Below are 22,947 nucleotides of genomic sequence, written 5' to 3' on the forward strand. Positions count from 1 at the left end.
TGTAAATTGCCAATTCCCTTTGGTATATCTAGTTGCCCGTAATTATTTGGCATAATTAGAAATATACATTAGAATAAGAGTGTATTGCTTTGCGACTTGAGCAACATAGGCTTGAGTCTTTTTTTATGCGTACTTACAAATAAGAAGGAGACCGTTATCAATGGAAACATTAATCGCTTTATTACCGATCTTAAGCATATTTTTCTACATAGTACCATTTGTATTTGTAAGTTGGTTCTTACTTAGAATTCTTAAAATACAGCAAGAAAAACTAAAAGTTCTTAGAAGTATTAATGACAAACTAACTAAGTAGGCGTTTTAACGGCAATAAAAATTTATAAGGTCTATTACATTTATCGGTAGAAAATTTTTCAGCTTGGCACTAATTTGTTATAAAAATCTCCTAATGTCGTATAGCACTTATACATGTTTATCTGTTCTGGACGTGAATTATTTAGTATGATGCTACCTCTTAGTCTGACTCTTCAAAAGATGATTGCTAACCCCTACTGTAAGATATGCTCCAATGTTTAACGTCAATAAAAAAACACCCGGCAATATATGACGGGTGCAGCTTTTTTCTATGATAACCATTTAGGCGGTGTGTTTTTCGACCAGTAGATCTCGCCAAGGTCATAATGCTTAGAATAGTTGTCTTCAAACGTATGGTAGTGGAAATTGTAATAATAGCCATCAAAAGGACGGTTCTCTGTTCGTACATGAAATCGAATTACGTCTGTTTTCGATTGAGCGTCAACAATGTGGAAGATTTTTTCTGAATAATCTCCACTCGGTTTTTCGGAAACCGTTAAGTTACGCAGTTTTTCATCGCCAACTCGTTCCACTGTCATTGCAATAGCTTCCTCGATTTTCGGGAAAATATCCGTTTCAAATTGTTGTTCAATAACCGGTCCGACTTTTGTGCCAAATTTAATGTATGATTGTTCTTTTGCAGCTGACACAAAGTCATCGGTCGTTGGCAGCGGTTTTTCATCAACGATAATATCATCCAACTGATAGGCAGCTGAAATATGGTTGTCGCTTGGACGATCCAATACAGATTTATCAAGACGGTCTTCATCAAAATTTGCCCAAATTTCATGCTTTGGTGTAATTAAACCAAACGATAATAACGCGACGGAAACAACGAGAGATTTGTAGATCCATTTCTTCAAGTCTATCACCCACTTTTATTATGTATAATTTTAAAACGCTCTTACTAATATATACGAATATTATAACAAATAGTTTCATCTTTATTGTAATCATTGTACAATAAAAAAGGAAGATATTGTAGGTTATATTAAGGGAGGTTCTAAAAAATGGACATTGTTATGGGTCTTGGATTATTACTAATGCTTGGGTATATGACTTCTTTATGCTTCACGGACTAATATTTTTTATGTGCCATCCAATAAGATTTGGATGGTTTTTAATTGGAAAATTGGACAAGGGGCCCCCAATTATTGGGGACCCCTTTAGTATTTAATAGATAGATTTATAAATAAATGAAAGTCTCAACCCGATCTTCCGGGGAATTTTTATTTTATTCGGAGTGCATAACTCCAGTTTTAACCGCGGTAAAATTCTACTAATCTCTTCTAACTTAAGCAACATAGTCCCAACCTGCTACTATGTCCTTGCAGCCCTGAAGCTTGCGCCAGTGTGAATAAGTATCTTCAAAAACACTAGCAGAAATGCCAATTCATTTATAGCACTATCTAAAATAGCACAAAAATAATCATAACACATATGTTCGTGTTTGTAAAATGTATTTGGGCCCGTGCAAATTTTCATGATGTCCGCTATACTTGAAAAATCGGAATTTAAAAGGAGTTATGTAAAGATGAATGAAGTTGAAACAACATTATCAATCCAAATGAAACGGATGGCTGTTACATTGCTGGATATGCAGCAAAGCCGTTTTGTATCTGCAAGTGAGACAATGGATTTATCCGCACTCCAATCTGAAGTGTATAATCAGTTCTTTGAATCATACATAGATGCTACATTGAATAGTCCTAAATCTGTTGCATGTAAATTTTTAGACCGTGACAATGATATTGTTACAAAAATGAACCGTTATGTAGAATATCCGGATGACACACACTTCTTATCACTGGCCAATGATTTATCAAATAAACTGTATCAAATTATGCAGACGGTATCGAACAGTAACGGTTCGGTATTTGTCGCGCATATTGAGCTGATTGGTGAAGATTATATTCTGCTGTTAAAGCTGGACCCTAAAGATGCTGTTCAGATCGACTTGGAAACATTACATTTGAAAACGATTGAAAATATTTTACCTGACGCATCAAGCCGTGTACAAAAGTGTGCACTTATTCGAATGAACTATGATCCGCTTGAAGAAAATGTTTATGTACTGGATAAGCAATCAGATGGCGAACCGGCGAAGTTTTTCATGGAAACTTTCTTGCAGGCTACTCCAATCGCATCCGACAAAAAGAAAACAAAAATGCTCATGAAGGAATTGTATGAGAAGATTGCGGAATCACTTAACGAAGAGCAGACTCCTCACCTTCAAAGAGCGATTGACGAGGAATTTGAACACGGCAAATATGTTGAACTCGACGCATCAGTGCATAATATTTATGAAGCGATTGCACCTCCTGAGAATCGGGAAGATTTTGTTGAGCAAGGAGCCAAGCTATTTATCAATGAGTTCACCGACCGCAATCCCGACTTCACTCCTACTTTTGAAGTAAAACGCGATGATTTGCATGTTGTCTATAAATCAGCAGAAGGTGAAATACTCTTCCGTTACGATAAAGGATTGGACAATATTGATGTTAAGCACGATCAAGTGAGTGGTACGTATACGATTACTGTACGGGATGCGGATACACTTGGATTTACGCTGCACAAAAAACCGCTATAAACTTTTTATAAATCATTAAAGGGCTGTGTGAATTTTTCACACAGCCCTTTTCTTATATTACTTCGATGTTAATGCAATAAACTCGGCAACATCTTCTTCACAAAGTGCGATTCCTTTTAACCAGAAATCTTCTTTTGTAATGTCTTCGCCTAAGTGCTTCATCGCCAACTCTTCAACTGTCATGACAGCCGTATCACGCAATAAGGCCATGTACTTTTCTTCAAAGCCTTTTCCTTCTTCTTTTGCTTTCGCATAAATGCTTAATGAGAATAAATAACCGAACGTGTACGGGAAGTTATAGAAAGGTACACCTGTAATATAGAAGTGCATTTTAGAGGCCCAGAAGTGCGGATGTGTTTCGCCTAACCCGCCTGCATGTGCTTCAATTTGCGCTTCTTCCATAAGTTCGTTCAAGCGTTTCGTTGATACAATGCCTTTCTTGCGTTCTTCATAAAATCGAGTTTCAAATAAGTAACGCGCATGGATATTCATAAAAAATGCGACAGAACGCTGAATTTTATCTTCCAGTAATGCAATCTTTTCTTGTTCAGTTGTTGCTTCTTCGACCGCTGCATCTGCCACGATCATTTCAGCAAACGTTGAAGCTGTTTCAGCAACATTCATTGCATAGCGGCGGTTCAATGGATGAACAGGACGCAGTGCATAAGTATGGAAAGCATGTCCCAATTCATGTGCCAATGTTGAAACATTGGACATCGAACCCGAGTATGTCATGAAAATACGTGATTGATCAGACAATGGCATCCCTGTACAGAAACCGCCTGGACGTTTATTGTCACGGTCTTCCGCTTCAATCCAGCCATCTTCAAATGCTGTGCGTGCAAAGCTTTCCATTTCAGAACCAAAGCGTCCGAAATGCTTCAGAATAAATTCAGCACCATCCTGATAAGACATTGTAGCTGTTGAATCCGTAACCGGTGCATCAAAGTCAAACCAGTCCAGATGTTCTGTACCTAACAGGTGTGCTTTATGTTGCAAATAACCGGCAAATATCGCCTTACGTGATGTAATGGCACCCCACATAGCATCGATTGTTTCTTGCTTCATACGGTTAATTTGAAGCGGCTCTTTTGTTACCGAGTCCCAGCCGCGCTTTTTATAGACGGCTAAACGGAAACCAGCTAAATGGTTCAATGTTTTCGCGAAGAATTCTTCACGCTCTGTAAACACTTTTTCCAATGCATCAAATGCTGCTTTACGGACAGTTCGGTCTTTATGAGAACTTAAATTATTCGCTTGTCCAACAGAAAGTAATTTCTTTTCGCCATCCACTTCAACTTCCACTTTAATATCGCCGATCAGCATGTTGTAAAGCTGGCCCCAAGAACTGTACCCATCAACACCTAAAGCGGAAATTAGCGCTTCTTCTTCTTCAGATAACGACTCTTTCGATTTCTCGCGCCATTCCGTCAAGATGAACTCGAATTGAGCTAATTCAGCTGTTTCCAATAATCCTTTAAAAGTTGCCTGATCGATCTTACCCAATTTTTGATTAAAACTTTCTAAAATCGGAGATGAATTTGCGGCAATACCGGATAATTGGCCTTGCAGTAATAGTGCATCACGATCAGTCGTATCTTGTGCAGTCAAGCAAGAAAGCACTGCCCCTGCCTGAGAAATATGCATTATTACTTCTTTGATGCTTTCCAGAATTGATTGGATTTCCAATGCAGCATCACTATTTTGTGGAACTTCAAACTTGTCGATTTTTCCTTTTAATACATCTAGTTTAGGTGTCAAACTTTCAATGTGCTCGATCAATTGCGAAGACGCACTACCACCAGGGAAAAACACATCCAAATCCCAAACTTCAGGATATTTTACATTCACCATTTCATTACCCACTTTCCGAATTGTAGTTCAATTCTTATTTTACTAAAAAATCAGTTAAAATGCTCGGAAATATTTCGGTTTTTGAAATAAAAAAGCTAGCCTGTATGTCGGCTAGCTACAAGATTATAATATCGGTGATAATAAACGCGAAACGGATTCTCGAACTTTCGTCCATGTTTTGCGTTCATCATATTGCTCCTTCGTTAATTCAAAACTCTCCTCAATATCGGCTTCAAACAGCTCCCTGCACTGTATCGCCAAATCGGCATCATATAGAATGGCGTTAATTTCAAAATTCAGGCTAAAACTTCGTACATCAATGTTTGCGGTTCCAATTGTCGCCACTTCATCATCAATGACAATCATTTTTGCATGAAGGAAGCCTTTTTTATACCGATACACTCGACCGCCAACCTCCAATAAATCGCCGCTGTATGCTGAATTGGCTCCATATACAAAAGCATGATCGGTTACTTCAGGCGTCATGATGCGCACATCAACACCTGATGAAGCAGCAATTTGTACCGCATGCATAAATGGCTCATCCGGAACAAAATACGGCGATTGAATATAAACATACTTTTTGGCACTTAAAATCATCCGAATATAGCTGTTTTTAATCGATTCAAAATCCGTATCCGGGCCGCTCGACACAATTTGAACAGGTGTATCCGAATCTACTGTAAATGACGGGAAATATCTTTGTTCGATTTCAGTCAGCTCTTCTTTTTTCGCCTGATACCAGTCAAATAAAAAATGTGCCTGCATGTTATAGACCGAATTGCCTTCTATTCTCAAATGGGTATCTCGCCAATACCCGATTTCATCATCCAGACAGGCATATTCATTTCCGACATTAAATCCACCGATATACCCGATCCTTCCATCAATAATAATGAGCTTCCGGTGATTTCGGAAATTGATACGCGGATTAAAGAGTTTAAAATAGGATGAAAAATATGCTTCTACCTGTCCACCGGCATCCGTTAACTTTTTCAGATCCTTTTTGCGTAATGTGCGCGACCCTAAATCGTCGTACATCATTTGTACTTCGATACCTTCTTTTGCTTTTTTCACAAGTGCGTTAAATATACTTTTTCCAACATCATCCATTTTATATATGTAGTATTGAATATGAATGGTCTGTTTTGCATTTTCGATATCTTCAATAACCGAACGGAATTTCTCTTTCCCTTCTGACATTATTTTGACATCATTTTTCGAACTTAATAAAGAATGGTTATAATCAACGTTCATCTTGATTAACGCTTCATGCTTTTTTGTAATGGGATTGGGAAATTCATATGTTCCATCTTCCAGCGCATTCTTTTGTTCCTGGAATATTTCCAATGTTTCCTCCTGCTGCACTGCATGCCACCGCACAAAATGTTTTTTCTGTAAATTCCTACCGATCAGTAAATATAAAATAAAACCAAAAATCGGTAAGAAAAAGAGTACAAATAACCAAGCCCATGTAGATGAGGCGCTTTTCCGGCTGATGAATATTAATACGAGGGCAAACACAATGTTCAAAGCAAACAAGGTGACGGTTAAAATACCAGTGACTGTCATGAAATTCATCTCTTTTCATAATTTAATTATAAGAGAAAGCAACTACTAAATGTTATAAATCACTAGTTTTTTCTACTATTTTACTATTCCCTGTAAATATATATTTAAGACACAGAAATGCATATTTTAAAGGAATTCACTCATTATTCGAGTGAGTATTTGCTTTTAGCGTGAAAATGAAAATACCGCTTACCTCAAAAGTAAGCGATAATTTGATACTAGTCTCCATTTTTGCCATTTTGAAACGTTCATAGCGCTGTAATCTCTTCACTTCATTCATTATAGCTCAAACTTCCTTACAATCAATGACTGTTCTAATTAACAGAACGCATAAAAAAGCAGACGCACAATATCTGTACATCTACTTGTGATTTATCCCGCATTAACGGGTAGTAATTTATTTACCTCAAAAGTGTAAGGGCAGAGGCAAGCCTCCCCCTCTAGACTTAAGCATGGCGAAAAGGCAGGCGGGAAAACAACTAGCCGTAAAAGCCCGATTGGTTCGAACCAACACGATGTTGGTCACACAAGCGTTGTCACAGGACGTGACGGTTTTAGCTTGTGTTCTTTCAATCAGTTGGGGAATGAACCCCCCATTGATTGAAAATTCACTTTACCTCATTTTCTTTAAGCTTTTTGATACTTGCTTCCACTTACGTTTTTCTGCAAGCTGTGCATCCGTATTCGCCTTTTTCTCGATATAAGCAAGCTCCCGCTGTAGTTTAAAATAGCTCGCTAAACGGGCAGCATCAAGCGCCCCTTCTTCAACTGCCTGCAAGACAGCACAACCTGGTTCATTTTTATGCTGGCAATCCCGGAATCGGCAGTTTTCCGTAAGCTGTTCAATATCAGAAAAACTTGCATTCAGACTATCTCCCTGATCCCATAGCTGTAACTCCCGCATCCCTGGAGTATCGATCAGGCAAGCTCCGGATGGTAAAACAACAAGTTCCCGATGTGTCGTCGTATGGCGGCCTTTTGCATCATCTTCACGGATTGTAGACACTTTCATTTGTTCTGAGTTTAATAAAGCATTCGTAAGCGTTGACTTTCCGGCACCAGAAGAACCGAGTAATGCCGCTGTTTTCCCTTCCGTTAATAGCGCATGTAATGGAGCCATTCCTTCACCTGTCTGTGCACTTACCGTTAAAATATCCACACCAAATGCGACCGATTCGATTTCACTTAAAAATGGCGTGACTTCCTTACACAAATCCGATTTTGTTAATACAATAACCGGTGTTGCCCCAGAATCCCATGCAGCTACTAAATAACGTTCTAAACGACGTATATTGAAGTCATCATTTAAACTCATGACAAGTAAAATGAGATCTATATTTGTCGCCACGATTTGTTCATCGATTTCCAGACCGGCCATTTTTCTTGTGAATTTTGATTTCCGCTCAAATAAATGATGAATTATGGCACGGTCTTCTCCAGGCATTTGTTCAATAATGACGAAATCGCCTACAGCCGGGTAATCTTTTCTTGAAAAGGCATGGTATGCAAAGTTTCCGGATACCGTTGCCAAAAACTCTCCCTGTTCTGTCAGGACACGGTAGGAATGTTTATGTTCGAGTATGACGCGTCCCACAAGTTTTGTGGACGTATCGATGGATAAAGTTTGTAGTTGTGTATCAAAAAAAGTGGTGAAACCTAATTGTTGTAAATTCAATGGAATTGCCTCCTAATGGCGTATGATATTTTGTTTTCAGGCAAACAAAAAAACCTTATGACCAGCAATTTTGCTCGTCATAAGGTTTCATACGCACAGTAAAGAAGCGTGACTCTTCGATATTAGAAGGCACTATTGTGGCGAATGTCATATGACAAGCATAATTGCATTGTTTCAATCTCATGTAATTTAGTCATATTCATCACCATCTTTCTCCATTAGTTATTCCAACTATAACAATAGATAGAATGTTTTGTCAATACAGTTCGACGGTTAATTACAAAATAATTAACAATTCATTCTACACTGCTGCACTTGCTGATAATTCCATTCATTATTGAATCTTCTCGAATATTATGAAACAATTATTTTATTAGTTATGATCATAACAATAAATAGAAATTATTAAAAAGAGGGATTCTAGATGAACATTCGATTAATACAATGTACTACCGAAAGTTTAGACGCTTTACAAACAATCAGCCGTGATACATTTTACGAAACATTTCATGAGCAAAATAGTGAAGAGAGTATGACTGATTATTTGAATGATGCTTTTTCAGTAGAAAAATTGACAGCTGAGATCAAAAATAAACACTCTCTATTTAAGTTACTGTATGTAAATGAAGAGCTGGCAGGTTATTTAAAAATCAATACAGAGGAAGCGCAGTCCGAACAATTGGGGCAAGAAACTCTGGAAGTTGAACGAATTTATATTTTAAACCGTTTTCAGAAACTTGGTTTAGGGAAAGTGTTAATGAACGAAGCGATCAAACTGGCCCATGAAAAGAACAAAAACAAAATTTGGCTCGGCGTATGGGAAAACAATCTGAATGCAATTGCGTTCTATGAAAAGGCTGGCTTTGAAAAAACAGGCTCTCACTCTTTTTTCATGGGTGAAGAAGAACAAAAAGATTTTATTATGACTAAACATTTGTGAGGGAAAATAATGTACATTCCAAAGCAGTATCAATTAACAGATGAACAAAGGATTCGCCAGATTATTAATGAGTATAGTTTTGCGACAGTTGTCTCACTTCACCAAGGTGTACCGACTGCAACGCATTTACCGCTATATTTAGGTGAAGACGGGAAGTTTATTTACGGTCATTTTGCACGCGCTAACACACAATGGAAAGATATTCTCGATCAGCAGGTGCTCGCCGTTTTCAATGGCCCGCATAGCTATATCTCTTCTTCCTGGTATGAAACAAAAGATTCTGTACCTACGTGGAATTATGTGGCGGTTCATGTAAAGGGATTTATCGAACTGATGGAGGATGAAGAGGAAATCCGCCTATCCCTTCACCATTTAATTGATAAATATGAAGTACCTAATAGTTCCTATGATGTAAATACTGTTGATCCGAAATATATGAACGGCTTATTAAAAGGCATTGTGCCATTTAAAATTCGGATTAGTTCCATTGAAGCTACGGCAAAATTAAGCCAAGGCCACTCTAAGGAACGTCAAAAACTTGTCATTGATGAATTGCTAAAACGGAATGACATTTTTGATAAAGAAATTGCAAAATTAATGACGGAAAATTAATGGATTGTAAAATGTTTGAATTATTTAAATAGTCTTATATTTTAATTGACACCCTTATCCTAATATGGTAAATTTATCTCGAATTCAAGGTATAGAACTTCTTGGGTTTCATAATAGTTGGGAGGAATTTATCATGGCAAAATGGCAAATCGATCAGGCACACTCAACAATTGGTTTTGAAGTCAAGCATATGATGGTCTCGAAAGTTAAAGGTCAGTTCACTAATTATTCAGCTGATGTAGAAGTGGATAATTTAGAAGATTTAACATCGGCGCAAATTGAAATTACGATTGATACGACAAGTATTAATACAAACAATGAAGATCGTGACAACCACTTAAAATCAGCGGAATTCTTTGATACTGAGCAATTCCCTGACATTAAATTTAAATCGACAAGCATCACAAAAGATGGTGAAGATTATAAAGTTTCAGGCGATTTGACGATTAAAGATGTAACGAAACCAGCCGTATTCGATGTAGAATATGGCGGTAAAGGAACAAATCCATGGGGTGTTGAAGTTTACGGTTTTGAAGCGGAAACGAAAATTGACCGTGAAGAATTTGGTCTTACATGGAACGCAGCACTTGAAACAGGTGGCGTATTAGTTGGAAAAGATATTAAAATTAAAGTAGAACTTGAATTAAACCCAGCACAATAATTAGTAAGAAGCAGCCGTAGCTATTATGTATACGGCTGATTTTTTTGTGCAACTTTACATAATTTATAGCGTCAAGTTTGAAAACATTATTTTCCATTTTGGTGTGAGGTGCTATTTTGCGAAATTTTTGGTCTGCCATTACATTATTCACTTTATGTTTGGCCTTTATCGGCGTTTGCGTTTATATAATGAGTAATACATTATGGACATTTTCCTATACAACACTCATTGTGATTGCTCTCCTTTTTGTGCTGATTATTTATTCGTTACTCAAGGAATACAAACAATTGTCACGCCTAAAAAAAGTGGTAGCTTCTTTCTTGAATACCATCTCCATTTTATTTACATCACTCATTCTTTTATTTTTCGCTTTAAAAATCATTGTTTATTCATTTGGTGGTACAGAGCATCTGGTAAAATCTTATTCGCCGGATATGGGCTATACTTTGGATTTCTATGCTTTTGATGCAGGAGCGATGGGATCGTTTGGAATTCGGGGGGAACTTGATGGCCCATTAGGATTTAAAAAACAGTTTTATTACGAAAGACATGCCGAAAATGCAAATATTCAATGGCTGACCGATGAGATTGTCATTATTAATGGACACAAACTCAATCTAAAAAATGGGGAAACATTTGGTTATAAAATCAAAACGAGGTGAAGGTAATGCAAACGGCAATAATCTTTGATATGGACGGCACTTTATTTCAAACTAATCTTATTTTAGAACCGGCACTCGAGCGTACCTTTGAGTATTTACGCCAAAATAAGCTTTGGACAGGTGCTACCCCTATTGATGAATACCGAGAAATAATGGGTGTTCCTCTTGATGTTGTATGGAAGACGTTGTGTCCGAATCACTCTGATAAAATTCGTGAAAAGAGCAATTATTATTTTCAGTCGGCACTTATTGAAGAAATCCGCCTAGGAAACGGTGCACTTTACGAAAACGTAGTGTCGACACTTCAAATATTAAGTAAATCGTATCCTTTATTTATTGCAAGTAATGGTGAAACCGCTTATTTACAAGCGATTATGTCTACTTTTAAGTTAAATCGGTGGATACAAAAGTGCTATAGTATCGACATTATTCCATCAAGAAATAAGTCCCATCTTGTTGAACAAATAAAGCAGGAACAGAATATAGTCAGTGGTTTTGTCGTTGGCGACCGCGCATCAGATATTACCGCTGCAATTGATAACAATCTACTAGCCATTGCAGTGAACTTTGATTTTGCCCAACATGAAGAAATCAAAAAAGCCCATCATATCATTGCCGAATTTCCGCAACTAATTGACATTTTGAACCTCAATCGAATATTGGAGGGAGAACATGACTAATTCGACCAAAAACTCAGATCTACTTAAATTAAGCAGCATATTTGCGATTATTGGGCTGATATTAATTATTTTTAACGGTTCTATTGCCAATTCACTCGGCACTATTTGGATACAATCTCTCGGGGGAATGTCCGATACAAATGAATACATATTTATAAAAACGAGTTATGCCCATGCATCACTTGTAATTGGCGGGGTATTTTTGAGCATCAGTTTTATTGCAATGCTGTTCAGCTGGTATCAGCTTAGAAGTTAATAATAGTTTACACAAAAAAAGCATCGAATTACGTCGATGCTTTTTTTCGTAGATGGAGATGAAATTTATTTGTTATTATTTTTATATTTTTCATGTACGGATGTTTCCTGAACAGGTTCGTCAGGAAGACGGTTGTACGATTCTTTCTCGGTATCAACACTCGATTCCTGTTGCTGATTGCCTTCCACGTGACTGCGTTCATTATAAGATTTCATCTCTTCGTCATTACGTTCATCCGGTAACCGGTTATAGGACTCTTTTACGGTTTCAACAGATTTGTCTGTTTGACCGTTCCCTTCCACATGACTTCTCTCATTGTAATTCTTCATCTCTTCATTATTACGTTCATCCGGTAAGCGGTTATAGGACTCTTTCACCGTCTCAACAGTTTTTTCCTGTTTTATGTTATCTTCTACATGGCTGCGTTCATTGTAATCTTTCATTTTTGTTTCATCACGCTCATCCGGTAACCGGTTATACGATTCTTTATTCGTTTTTAGGCTTTTTTTTTCCTCATTTCCTTCGACATGACTTCGTTCATTATACTTCTCCATTTTTTTATCATCACGCTCATCCGGTAAACGGTTATACGATTCTTTATTCGTTTTAAGCAATAAATCATCTTTCATTGATTCGTTTTGTACATTTACATGATTCGTTTCATCAAATTTTTCTACTTTCTCGTCTTTACGTTCATCCGGTAAGCGGTTATATGATTTTTTATTTGTTTCAGATTCTTTGTTTCCCATTTTGCATTCCTCCTACTATATCCATGTTGCTAACGATGTATGAAGCGTGATAGTCATCTATTCCCTCAAATAACTACATAAAACATGTTGTTCAACTGTCCTAGTATTAATACGTTAACAATAAGGAAGTTGCTAATCATACTAAAAACCGCCCTTTTCTCTAATAATAAAGGGCGGTTTTATGAATTTGTATTAATGGAGTATTATGTAAAAGGGAATTTCACCCTTAATTTATATAGTTATTAACTGCCGGTTCGTTTCCACCTGGTAAGTTTAGTTATTCATTTGATTTTAAAAATCGCAAAACCCTGCTCATCGTAGTTGGAATGACGGATGCGTGATTTTCGCTTTCTGCTATATAAAACTCATAATTAATCCATTTCTCCGAAGCCATTTCAACAAATTTCTGGGCATCTTCTACCATATCGCCCTCCTCACCTCCGACTCCTATGTATAGAGCAGCTGCAAAAGGTTTTTCCGCTTGTTGAATTGTACGAAAAAGCTCATGATTATTCCACCAAATCGAAGGACTAATAGCTACATATTTATAAAAGCTTTCGGGATAAGTTAAGTAGCTCCACAGCACAAATAATCCGCCTAAAGAGTGTCCATACAGCGAGATTTTCTGATCGTCAACTGTATATTTTTCCCGAAGCATCGGTACAATTTGCTGAACAATATAATCGATTAGTTGTACTGCTCCCCCAGCCGGAAGCTCTTGCATCACTTTCCCCCTGCGAACAGGAAAATGATAGTAATCTGCCGGTGACGTGAAATCATGGAATCGCTGTTTTGGAATATCTTTTTCATCATGGCCGATACCAACAATTATTGCTGGCTCCACTAATGTTTTTTTTCGGTTTCGCAACTGCATTGCCATTGTTTCATACATAAGTTTACTGTAGCGTGTTCCATCCAACACGATGATTACCGGAAACCCTTGTGCCGGAGGAGTTTCATACGGTTCGTAAATGTCCACAATATAAGAATAGTCATTGTAATTTGATTGCATTAACTTCACCTATTTCATTAAATTATATGAGAAACAGACGGGTACCTGATGTTCCTGATCAATCATAATCTTAGCGTCAATCTGGAATACACTTTTTAGTATGTCGGCTTTCATTATTTGTTCGGGTGTGCCTGTATGAAGCACTTCCCCTTTTTTCATTGTAATTAGTTCATCTGAAAATCTTGCAGCATGGTTCAAATCATGAAGCACCATAATTATCGTACAGCCAAATGTTCTATTAAGATGCTGAACAATTTCAAGCACTTCCAGTTGATGTGCCATATCCAAGTATGTAGTCGGTTCGTCCAGCAGTAAAATATCGGTCTCTTGCGCCAAAGCCATCGCCAGCCACACGCGCTGACGTTGCCCCCCTGAAAGTGCCGCGATTTCCCGATTTCGAAACTCTAAAGTATTTGTGACTTCCATTGCCCAATTGATTTTTTCGTTATCTTCTTTCGTAAGGCGTCCAACATTTTTCCTGTGAGGATAGCGTCCATACGAAATAAGCTCATGAACTTTCAACTGTCCGGGTGCTGCCGGTGACTGTACTAGTAATGCCAGTTTTTTTGCGATTTCCTTAGTAGACATTGTATTCATGTTTTCATTCTGAAGAAAAATTTCGCCACATTCCTTTTTTAATATTCGGCCGATTGTTTTTAATAAAGTTGATTTACCGCATCCATTAGGTCCGATAATCGTTGTAATCTTACCTGTATGAATACTTACATTTAAATTTTCAATAATTCTTGTATTCTCATAACCTGTTGTTAAGCTTTCAACTTCAAATGCATACAATATATCTCACCCTTTCGATTTTACAAGTAAATACAGAAAATATGGAATTCCTACAAGTGATACGACAATCCCAACAGATAGTTCTACAGGTGAAAAGAGTGTTTTCGCTACATAGTCTGAAAACACAAGCAATACAGCCCCTATAAAAAGACTTACCGGCATCATATAGCGATGATGAATACCGACTAACTGCCTTGCGATATGGGGTGCCATTAATCCGATGAACCCTATGCTCCCTGAAACGGAAACACAGGCACTGACAAGTCCGACACTTGCGAGCAATAGTTTAATTTTTTCTTTTTCTATACTAATTCCAAGACTTGTAATCGTCTCCTCCTCCAATTGAAAGTAGTCGAGCAAATAGGCTTTCCTGTAAATATAAACCCCTAAAATAATCAGCCATGGCAGCATTGCACTAACAAAATACCAGTTGGAATTATAAATGGAACCATTCATCCAAATAGCGGCTGCCTGATAATCCCCTTCATCCATTTTCAGTGACCAGAATAGGGTAACAGCACTAAAGCCGGTATCAATCGCAATGCCTGTTAAAATCAGCCTTTGCATATCCATACGTCCATGTTTAAATGAAATGACCAATATAATTATTGCAGCTATTGCTCCTCCTACAAAACCAAAAATCGGAACAATCAATATTTTAATAAGGCTGTTTATTTCCACATCAATGAGTTCGATATGGAAGAAAAACATGAAAATAACAATTGCACAGCCTGCACCTGAGTTAATTCCGATAATTCCAGGATCAGCAAGGGCATTTTTTGTAATCCCCTGAAGCACAACGCCAGCCATCGCAAGGCCCATCCCGACAAGGGCAGCCGTAATAATTCTAGGCAGCCGAAAATCAAATATGACTAAATCAAATTGTTCTGTCGAATCAATCCGCAGTAAAGTCTTAAATACTTCCGGCGTCGTCATCGTGAATGCACCGCTCGTTAAATGTATATACATGGCTATAAGAAGTATGAAAAACAGTGTGCAAATAATAATAAGCCATCTTGTTTTTTTAAGCGGCATATTTTTCCCCGCCTTTACGTCGAATTAAATATAAGAAGAACGGTACCCCGATAAGCGCGGTTACTACTCCAATCGGTGTTTCAAACGGAAAATTGATGTAACGGCTTATGAGGTCACATCCTGAAAGGAAAAATGCACCCATAACAGCCGAACAAGGAATAATTACTCGATAGTCGACGCCCACAAGCATTCTTACAATATGAGGTACGATCAAACCGACAAAAGCAATTTTGCCGACAAGAGCTACAGCAGTACCTGTCAATATAGCGACAGCTAACATACTTAATAGCTTTACTATTCTTGTATTCTGCCCTAAGCCGACAGCAACATCTTCGCCAAGCGCAGTAATCGTTACAGCGCGCGCCAATGAAATGGCCAGTATTAATCCAATCATTCCAATTGGAACACATAAATAGATTAATTCCATTTCTACCATATGTACTTTCGAGTTGTACCACATAGTAATCGTTTGTGAAATTTGACGATACATCGCAATTGCTGTTCCGATGCTGCTTATAAACGTACCGATTACAGTACCGATAATTGCCAGTCTTACTGGGGAAAGACCGTTTTTAATAATGGATGCGAAACCAAATACAAGTGCACCGCCAAAAAGTGAACCTAGCATAGAAAGGAGGACTAAATTAAAACTTGAAATTCCTGGCAAAAAAACAAAGGCCAACGTTATAAAAAAGGCTGATCCATCCGTTACGCCCATAATTGATGGTGACGCAAGGAAATTTCGAGTTACCCCTTGCATAATTGCACCTGCTGTTGCTAAAAATGCACCAACAAATAATACAGCGAGCGCTCTTGGTACCCGACCAGTCCATATGATTTGATGATCTACATTTTCTTTGTCGTAACGGATAATTGCATCGATAATCGTTTCAAGCGCGATTGATTTTGTACCCATCGAAATCGACATGAGTGTCACAACAATAATCAGAACTGGCATTATTGTTGAAAATAAAATGAAATGCCGATATGAAAAATTCAAAAGTATAGGCCTCCTTTTATTGAATAAAAGAAAGAGGCTGCCCGGAAAACCTTTCCGGGACAGCCCTTTCACAGAAATATAGTAAAGTCTGTTCTACCTTCTCTGAAGCTGTCTATAGAATAATTCGCACTTATTTTAATACGTTCTCATTAAATGCTTCCAGGAAGTTAATTTTTGACCATGCTGTCCCGCCCTGTGCCATTGCATCAATTAGATTAACGTACACATTATTTGTTTTGGCAGCAGTTGTACTGTTGAATATCGGATTATCTAAAATCTCCTGTAATAATTCAGGAGTATCCTTATTTTCATCATCAGCATATTGAAGGAAAATCATGTCCGGGTTCCACTCTGCCAACGTTTCATATGTAATCGTTGTTTGTGCTTCGATTGAATTCAATTCTTCCGGCACTGTAAATCCAAAATCTTCATAAATTGAAGGGTTTAAATATACTCCTGCAGGATAGACCGACAACCCGCCACGTACGCGGATGATTACAACCTTTTTATCTTTCAGCTCACTGTTAGCAATCGATTTTTTCGTACTGGCTAATTTCGTATCATAGTCATCCAATGCTTTCTGTGCTTCTGATTCTTTACCGGCTAATTGGCCAAATAATAATAAGTTCTCTTTCCAGTTTGTAGAAATATGAGAATAAGGGAATGTCGTTGCTATTTTGTTATAATTGGATATTTGTGCTTCATCCCATTTGCTAGTACCTAAAATTGCCTCAGGATTTAAAGAAAGCATTGCCTCTGTGCTTGGTTCTTTTTTTGAACCGACAACAGTTGCTCCTGATAAATCTGACTCCAAGTATTTAGGAATTGTCTTACCGTCCATAGAAATAACACCAGCAGGCTTTACACCAAGTACTGCTGCATCTTCCATCGCTTCCAGACTTGCTGCAATAATCCTTTCTACTTTTTCCGGTACTTCATAGTCGTTCCCTAAATAAGATATTTTTCGTTCTGTTTCTTCATCTGCAACTGTTTTTTCTACATTTGAAACTTGTTCTGATTTATTTTCTGATTCACCTGCAGATGACGAATCCACCTCTTCATCTGCAGTGCATGCAGCAAGCATTAAAGACAATGCCCCTGCAAAGATTAATGTACGATATTTCTTCATAATTCTTTCCTCCTGTTTTAATCGATAACGATTATCATTATCACCTTATGTACAATATCGATAATATCAAAAGAATATTTTTACGTACATAGAGTTTTTTACAAAAGGAATGGACTTTTGCTCAAACAGTTAAATATTGCTTTCGGAAATTTGTCGGTGTCATATGATATTGCTTTTTAAAAACACGACAAAAGTAGAATGCATCCTGGTAACCTATTAGTTCAGCAATGTCTTTAATAGGAATTGATGTCGTGCGCAGCAATTCCCTCGATTGTTTTAACCGGATTTCCGTTAAAAATTGAATGGGTGACATGCCGGTTTGCTTATCGAACAAATAGGCAAGGCGTCGACGGTCACACCCTACCTCTTCCGCGATTTCTGCTATCGTAATAGGTAATGTATAATGTTCGGTCATAAATGTAATGGCCTGGTCCACCACATTATTTGATGTTTGCATTTTTGCGCAAATGACGAGAAATTCCACCAGCTGCATAAACAGGGATTTGCATTTCAGCCTATTTAAATCGCCCGGTATTTTTTCGAAACAAATTAATTGGTGGACTAAATAATCCAATTTATGATGATGACCTGTTTCAATTTTAAAATGGCCTATTTCCACTGAAAAGGGGCTGCTTATCATTTCATAATGCAGTACCGTATAATACCATGGTTCTTCACTCGTGACCGTAATATCAATCGCCATATTAGGTCCGGCATGCAGGATAACCCCTTTGTGTATAGCGTATACTTCTCCATTTAACGAAAAATTTGCACTACCTGAAAGAGTGATAACAAGTCCGTTGAAACATGGAGCCGTATTTCGATTGTGATCATGTACATTAGGACCTAAACTTGTTACAAATAAATCCGAATATTGAACCGTTGAGTTGGCGAAATATTTTATTAAATCATTTGTTTGAATGTTCCTCACCCGCTTTATCTTTCAATACCATGGGAATGATAATCATTTTCAATAAAGGTACACTACTATGACTTAATAATTCAACATATTTTTACTACTTGAGTGAATTAATGCAATTTATCATATAATTCATACTTAAAATAAGCCAAAGAAATCTCATTTTACTTAATTAATTCTATTTTCCGAAAATGTTGTTGATAGTTGATACACATTGATTTATAGTTATTGTATTTTAATGGAATAGAGGTATTTGGTCCTTGTTTTATGTCATTCAGTTTATTCTTGGCGGTACAGTGATGCTGCTGGCTTCTTGGTTAAGCAAATCGAATCTGCACTTTTTGTCCGGTATTATAACATTGCTTCCGATCTTAACGTTACTCAATATGCGGTTGCAAATGAAAAATATGACGGAAGATACTTTTCATATTGTCCAGCAAAACGCCATTTTTGGTGCTGTCGGCATGGTGTTATTTACTGTACTTGTTTTTTATTTATCGGGTTTATGGAAGCCTAGTTATGCTATTTTAGGAGCACTTTCGGTCTACATCGTTTTCATGGTTGCCGGAAGACCTGTGCTTGCGTTATTAAACGCTTAGTAACAGTTTTATTATGGATTCCCAAAAAAAAAGCGCATGGAGCAGTTACTTTCGTAACCAGCCCCATGCGCTTTTAATTTTATTGATAAAATGGTTTTACTTCAAAACCGCTTTGTTCTAAATGATAGCGAATATTTTTATCGACTAAGAAGTGACCTGCGCCGACAACGACAAAGAATGTCCCTTGCTGTTCTTCCAATACATCAACAAGCTTTGCGGCCATTTCTTCATCACGTTTACCAAACAGCATCTGATTGAACTCGGATGTGTCTCCTTCCATTTCAGTTAAGCTTGCCGCAAACTTTTCCACATCACCTTTGACCCAATTCGTGAACCAGTCTGCCATTAACTGTACATCTTCTTCAGATTGTTCAGTAGGCTCCAAAATACCGTCAAGAGCGGCTACCAATGATTCTTCCTGGGCTTCTGGAGATAAAGCTTCAAACATATCGACTTGTGCATTAACACCTTCTAGCTCATAAATAGGCTTTTGCTGTAAGTAAGCACTTAATAAAAATTGCATATCTACCCCATGCATCGCCATTTCTTCTGCTGTTAAACCAAATGCCCCGTCCATCATCATTGTCGAAAAATTATTTGAAAGCAACCAAGGCTTTTGCATTTCCAGTTCTTCCATAGGCACTTCAAGTTGAGTTGCGACTTTCTGAAGTTTCGCATACGTTTCTTCACTTACAACATCTTTAATCGTTCGTCCATCTTTAAACATTGCTTTTTCGATATAATAATCCATACCAGTTGGATCTAATAAGTTCGCTTCAACGAAAAGGCCGTCCGAATTATCGAAGGCTTTCGTTAATTGTTTATGCATAGGATATAAATCAGGTGTTCCTACATGAATAGAACCAAGCAAATACACTTTTGTATCTTCGTCTTCCACTACCCATGCAACACCTTTTGCACCTGCGTTTGCCTGCTCAAATATATTCTGTATTAAGCGTACTGCAAAAATTACCGCATGTTGTGTTGTAGCTTTTTTGTCGAGCATCAAGCCTTGTTCTGACCCTTGTAATATTTTTTGTTTCTGCATATATGTAACAGCATCTTTTTCTGTATTTAACTTGTATTGGCCGACAATATTATAAAGACGGTTAATAATATCACCGCGTGTGCCATCGCCTTTTACCGCTACTGGTTTAAATTCTTCGTTTTTATCCAAATTTAAAGTTGCAATTTTTTGAGCAGTTAGCTTAATTAATGAATCTAAACGTTCAGCTGTAATTGTAGAACGGAAGCCATCATAGTACCATTCGATCGGAAAAATACCGAATTTTTCGCCTTCATTTAATGTACCGATTGCCCAGCTGCTTATATCCGGTGTTACTTGTTCCGCTTTAACGGCAGGCATAATTGATGTAAGCATCAATGAAGTCCCCAACGTTGTAGCGAAAACAGTTTTAGTCATCTTTTTCATTTAAACATCCTCCTGCATTTGAAAGTCATTTCCAATTGGTTTTTTGAAATAAATTATAGATATGGATAAATTCAAGGTTAAATCATTTTCTATTAAAATCTATTTCACGAAATAAGTGTAACATAAATTTATTTAAATATAGAATATTTTGTCATTTAAATTGTTAGTCTATATACCCGAAATCTGTAACTAGATAATTTGACTTAAATAAAAATAACTATATTTTTCTAAATAATATGAAGCTGATTAATTTTTAATAAATCGGGTATTTTAACAATAGTTACAAGAAAGGTGGTTTCCATTCATGAAGAAATTTGCATTAATTTGCGCATTAAGTACAACTGCATTGTTAGTAGGCTGTGGTGACAGCGAGGAAGCAACCAATTTGCCTGAAAATGCGCCGACAGAACAAAATACAATGAATCAGACAAGTACTGTAACCGAAACACCGGATGCCCCATTTAACTTTACTCACTTTGATTTGGATATCCAGTATGCGGATGATAAGAGTTATGAAGTGAGTTATGAAAATGAAGCATCTCGCGCAGAAGCACAAATCGAAGATGAAGTGAACAAAACAAAAATTGAAGGTAATGAAGCAACGAACAAATTGGTTCCGATTTTTGAAAGCTTCACATTCGATATCAATTCAGAAGATGATGCGGTAATCGATGAAGTGCTGCAAAAATTTGAACAACCGGACAGCTATTTGGAAGTGGAAATTGAAATTAAATATGCAGATGGTACAGTAAAAGAGTACCACCGTGTAGCACAGCAATAATGATAATGCAGCTGAACTGAAGTAGATATCCCAGTCGATTTTTACGGCCAGCTAAAAAGTGCCATTTTTCTCCCCGCGGAAAAATGGCACTTTTGTGTTATTTGCTCCCCTCTTCATTTTTTCTTGCCAAACTGAATTAAATCATTTTTGCGATCTGCAATGTTTTATATAATACTTTTGCCATTTGCGAACGTGTCATTTTTCCATTCGGGTCAAATTGGCCGTTTTTCTTACCACCAAAAATTCCAAACTCATAAGCTGTTGCTACAAAATAACGGTCAGACGTGAATCCCTTATGATGCGGTGCCAAAAACAAATAATAATGATATTGTGACAATGACAATTGAAGAAATTAATGAAGATTCTATACCATCCGCACAATTTAAAGTTGTAAATAGTCGAGTGCAATGAAAGTTCCACGTATCTAGATATCAGTGGAAAATGGTATAAAACTTCTATAGTGGCACTGTTGGAAACCGGTATACTTGAGCATCCAAATAGTAACTATTTCAATGCAGGGAAAGTTGTCACACGGCAGGAAGCTGCTGTTTTATCAATACGGATGCTGCAATATGCGGGGGTCAAAATTTCAGATCCTGATTATAAAAAAATCCCATTTACTGATTTTAAACAGCTTTCTATAAGTGTAATAGTATCCGATACAGCTATTTTTGTGTTCGTATACTGATTCATTTCTGTAGCCGGCATTACTACCGTATACAATTGTCCTTTTTTTGAAACTTCTATGTTTGTCGGATAATCGGTTGGCTTTTCCTTTTCATCAATATAATAAGGATCCCACCCATATGAAGTGTTGCGTTGTACTTCTTCGATATAAAGTAAATCTCGATAATTGGCTACATAGTTTTGCTGTAAGATCGTCAAACCGTTGTATTTAGCACGCACGGATGCTACTCCGTCCATTGAAGAGCTTGTCGACAGCTTGGAAATTTCATTTATTACTTGTTGTGCGACTGAACGATTGTTTGCTGGTGATATATACGTTTCGTACTCACGCTTTTTCTCACTCATTAGTGGTGTGAGCAACATTCGAAAATCATATGGCAATAATTGATACGCCTTCATGGCAGTTTCGTAACTGTAAATATAACTGCTGTCCAGTACGGATAATTTTTCAAAATCAAGTTGTACTGCTTTCATTTTTGCTATGTTTTCCAAATAATTTTGAAGCTGTAAGTATAAATAATTTGGGATTATCGCTTGCTGTGATGTCGTCAGAGAATGGTAATAACGATTCGCTTCCTCAATATCACGCAAAAAAGTACTGTTTCGTGCAGAAATGGCAGCCATTTTATCCGAGAACATCTTCAAATAAGTTTGTTGGTTATCAGTACTTCCTAAATAATAAAATAGTGTTGTCGAATTACGAACATTACTTTGCTGATATGTCGATAATGAATAATATGCATTTTTTGCCTCTATTAAATGATATTCGTATGTAGTGCTAAATGGATTAATCTGATCGATGAGGTTTTCCACATTTTCAACCTGCCAGTCATTTGCAGCATTGATGCATGCAGGTGCAGTTATGATGACAGCTGGAGTTGTCAAGAGAGCCAAGTATAATGTTGTTTTTTTCATACGTTTAAACTACCTTCCTATTGTAAACTGTTACAATCAGTTTAGCACAAATTACCTAGTCATTGTATATTTTTCCATTT

24 protein-coding genes are annotated in these 22,947 nt (G+C 37.2%); 10 read left to right on the forward strand and 14 right to left on the reverse strand.

Annotation, left to right across the window (positions count from 1 at the left end):
• Positions 1-581 precede the first annotated feature (581 nt).
• On the reverse strand, positions 582-1,175 hold the full coding sequence (locus tag MHB58_RS09855; protein WP_014823810.1) for a YpjP family protein: 594 nt from the start codon (positions 1,173-1,175) through the stop codon (positions 582-584).
• A gap of 671 nt (positions 1,176-1,846) precedes the next feature.
• Here MHB58_RS09855 and MHB58_RS09860 point away from each other — a divergent pair.
• On the forward strand, positions 1,847-2,902 hold the full coding sequence (locus MHB58_RS09860) for a nucleoid-associated protein (RefSeq protein ID WP_014823809.1): 1,056 nt from the start codon (positions 1,847-1,849) through the stop codon (positions 2,900-2,902).
• A gap of 57 nt (positions 2,903-2,959) precedes the next feature.
• On the opposite strand, the gene MHB58_RS09865 is transcribed toward MHB58_RS09860, so the two are convergent.
• From MHB58_RS09865 to rsgA, 3 genes are all read right to left on the reverse strand, one after another.
• A complete protein-coding gene (locus MHB58_RS09865; protein ID WP_340735120.1) occupies positions 2,960-4,756 on the reverse strand; it encodes a M3 family oligoendopeptidase in 1,797 nt (598 codons plus the stop codon).
• 123 nt (positions 4,757-4,879) lie between these two features.
• Positions 4,880-6,328 carry a cardiolipin synthase gene (gene cls / locus MHB58_RS09870; protein ID WP_339264605.1) on the reverse strand — a complete coding sequence of 483 codons (1,449 nt, stop codon included), beginning with the start codon at positions 6,326-6,328 and terminating at the stop codon, positions 4,880-4,882.
• Positions 6,329-6,941: 613 nt separating this feature from the next.
• Positions 6,942-8,003: a ribosome small subunit-dependent GTPase A gene (rsgA, locus tag MHB58_RS09875; RefSeq protein ID WP_014823805.1), complete on the reverse strand. Its 1,062-nt coding sequence runs from the start codon at positions 8,001-8,003 to the stop codon at positions 6,942-6,944.
• 424 nt (positions 8,004-8,427) lie between these two features.
• Here rsgA and MHB58_RS09880 point away from each other — a divergent pair, with 424 nt between their 5' ends.
• The 6 genes from MHB58_RS09880 to MHB58_RS09905 all read left to right on the forward strand — a co-directional run bounded on the left by MHB58_RS09880 (position 8,428) and on the right by MHB58_RS09905 (position 11,814).
• Positions 8,428-8,943, forward strand: coding sequence for a GNAT family N-acetyltransferase (locus tag MHB58_RS09880; protein ID WP_014823804.1), 516 nt, complete (start codon positions 8,428-8,430; stop codon positions 8,941-8,943).
• A gap of 9 nt (positions 8,944-8,952) precedes the next feature.
• Positions 8,953-9,555: an FMN-binding negative transcriptional regulator gene (locus MHB58_RS09885; RefSeq protein WP_014823803.1), complete on the forward strand. Its 603-nt coding sequence runs from the start codon at positions 8,953-8,955 to the stop codon at positions 9,553-9,555.
• 133 nt (positions 9,556-9,688) lie between these two features.
• Entirely contained in the window at positions 9,689-10,216 is a 528-nt protein-coding gene (locus MHB58_RS09890) for a YceI family protein (RefSeq protein ID WP_014823802.1), read from the forward strand.
• A 116-nt stretch (positions 10,217-10,332) separates the two neighbouring features.
• Positions 10,333-10,878 (forward strand): DUF5412 family protein, encoded by a 546-nt coding sequence (locus MHB58_RS09895; RefSeq protein WP_014823801.1) that lies wholly within the window; start codon positions 10,333-10,335, stop codon positions 10,876-10,878.
• Positions 10,879-10,883: 5 nt separating this feature from the next.
• A complete protein-coding gene (locus MHB58_RS09900) occupies positions 10,884-11,558 on the forward strand; it encodes an HAD hydrolase-like protein (RefSeq protein ID WP_014823800.1) in 675 nt (224 codons plus the stop codon).
• Positions 11,551-11,814, forward strand: coding sequence for a hypothetical protein (locus tag MHB58_RS09905; protein WP_014823799.1), 264 nt, complete (start codon positions 11,551-11,553; stop codon positions 11,812-11,814). Before MHB58_RS09900 ends, MHB58_RS09905 begins: the two co-directional genes overlap by 8 nt.
• A gap of 65 nt (positions 11,815-11,879) precedes the next feature.
• On the opposite strand, the gene MHB58_RS09910 is transcribed toward MHB58_RS09905, so the two are convergent.
• From MHB58_RS09910 to MHB58_RS09940, 7 genes are all read right to left on the reverse strand, one after another.
• On the reverse strand, positions 11,880-12,563 hold the full coding sequence (locus MHB58_RS09910; protein WP_014823798.1) for a hypothetical protein: 684 nt from the start codon (positions 12,561-12,563) through the stop codon (positions 11,880-11,882).
• A gap of 277 nt (positions 12,564-12,840) precedes the next feature.
• Complete coding sequence (locus MHB58_RS09915; protein WP_014823797.1) at positions 12,841-13,575, reverse strand: alpha/beta hydrolase; 735 nt, start codon at positions 13,573-13,575, stop codon at positions 12,841-12,843.
• A gap of 9 nt (positions 13,576-13,584) precedes the next feature.
• The gene (locus tag MHB58_RS09920; protein WP_008403643.1) at positions 13,585-14,370 is read right to left on the reverse strand and encodes an ABC transporter ATP-binding protein; all 786 of its coding nucleotides are present in this window, start codon (positions 14,368-14,370) and stop codon (positions 13,585-13,587) included.
• 6 nt (positions 14,371-14,376) lie between these two features.
• The gene (locus tag MHB58_RS09925) at positions 14,377-15,405 is read right to left on the reverse strand and encodes a FecCD family ABC transporter permease (protein WP_014823796.1); all 1,029 of its coding nucleotides are present in this window, start codon (positions 15,403-15,405) and stop codon (positions 14,377-14,379) included.
• On the reverse strand, positions 15,395-16,405 hold the full coding sequence (locus MHB58_RS09930) for a FecCD family ABC transporter permease (RefSeq protein ID WP_014823795.1): 1,011 nt from the start codon (positions 16,403-16,405) through the stop codon (positions 15,395-15,397). The genes MHB58_RS09925 and MHB58_RS09930 overlap by 11 nt, the downstream gene beginning before the upstream one ends.
• A 130-nt stretch (positions 16,406-16,535) precedes the next feature.
• Complete coding sequence (locus MHB58_RS09935; protein ID WP_420066692.1) at positions 16,536-17,537, reverse strand: ABC transporter substrate-binding protein; 1,002 nt, start codon at positions 17,535-17,537, stop codon at positions 16,536-16,538.
• 118 nt (positions 17,538-17,655) lie between these two features.
• On the reverse strand, positions 17,656-18,465 hold the full coding sequence (locus tag MHB58_RS09940; RefSeq protein WP_081483445.1) for a helix-turn-helix domain-containing protein: 810 nt from the start codon (positions 18,463-18,465) through the stop codon (positions 17,656-17,658).
• A gap of 248 nt (positions 18,466-18,713) precedes the next feature.
• On the opposite strand from MHB58_RS09940, the gene MHB58_RS09945 reads away from it, so the two are divergent.
• Positions 18,714-19,052 carry a GlpM family protein gene (locus MHB58_RS09945; RefSeq protein ID WP_014823793.1) on the forward strand — a complete coding sequence of 113 codons (339 nt, stop codon included), beginning with the start codon at positions 18,714-18,716 and terminating at the stop codon, positions 19,050-19,052.
• Positions 19,053-19,131: 79 nt separating this feature from the next.
• Here MHB58_RS09945 and MHB58_RS09950 read toward each other — a convergent pair whose 3' ends face one another.
• Positions 19,132-20,484, reverse strand: a complete 1,353-nt coding sequence (locus MHB58_RS09950) for a TraB/GumN family protein (RefSeq protein ID WP_014823792.1) — start codon at positions 20,482-20,484, stop codon at positions 19,132-19,134.
• Between the two features lie 304 nt (positions 20,485-20,788).
• Between MHB58_RS09950 and MHB58_RS09955 the strand changes: the two genes are divergently transcribed.
• Positions 20,789-21,265: a YusW family protein gene (locus MHB58_RS09955; protein ID WP_008403653.1), complete on the forward strand. Its 477-nt coding sequence runs from the start codon at positions 20,789-20,791 to the stop codon at positions 21,263-21,265.
• 136 nt (positions 21,266-21,401) lie between these two features.
• Here the strand turns inward: MHB58_RS09955 and MHB58_RS09960 are convergent, their stop codons facing one another.
• Positions 21,402-21,608, reverse strand: coding sequence for an S-layer homology domain-containing protein (locus MHB58_RS09960; protein ID WP_340735121.1), 207 nt, complete (start codon positions 21,606-21,608; stop codon positions 21,402-21,404).
• An 87-nt stretch (positions 21,609-21,695) separates the two neighbouring features.
• Between MHB58_RS09960 and MHB58_RS20300 the strand changes: the two genes are divergently transcribed.
• Positions 21,696-21,953 (forward strand): hypothetical protein, encoded by a 258-nt coding sequence (locus MHB58_RS20300; protein ID WP_445683157.1) that lies wholly within the window; start codon positions 21,696-21,698, stop codon positions 21,951-21,953.
• Here the strand turns inward: MHB58_RS20300 and MHB58_RS09965 are convergent.
• Positions 21,866-22,867 (reverse strand): hypothetical protein, encoded by a 1,002-nt coding sequence (locus MHB58_RS09965; protein WP_340735122.1) that lies wholly within the window; start codon positions 22,865-22,867, stop codon positions 21,866-21,868. The genes MHB58_RS20300 and MHB58_RS09965 overlap by 88 nt on opposite strands.
• Positions 22,868-22,947 lie beyond the last annotated feature (80 nt).

Source organism: Solibacillus sp. FSL K6-1554, from assembly GCF_038005185.1.
Lineage (GTDB): Bacteria > Bacillota > Bacilli > Bacillales_A > Planococcaceae > Solibacillus > Solibacillus silvestris.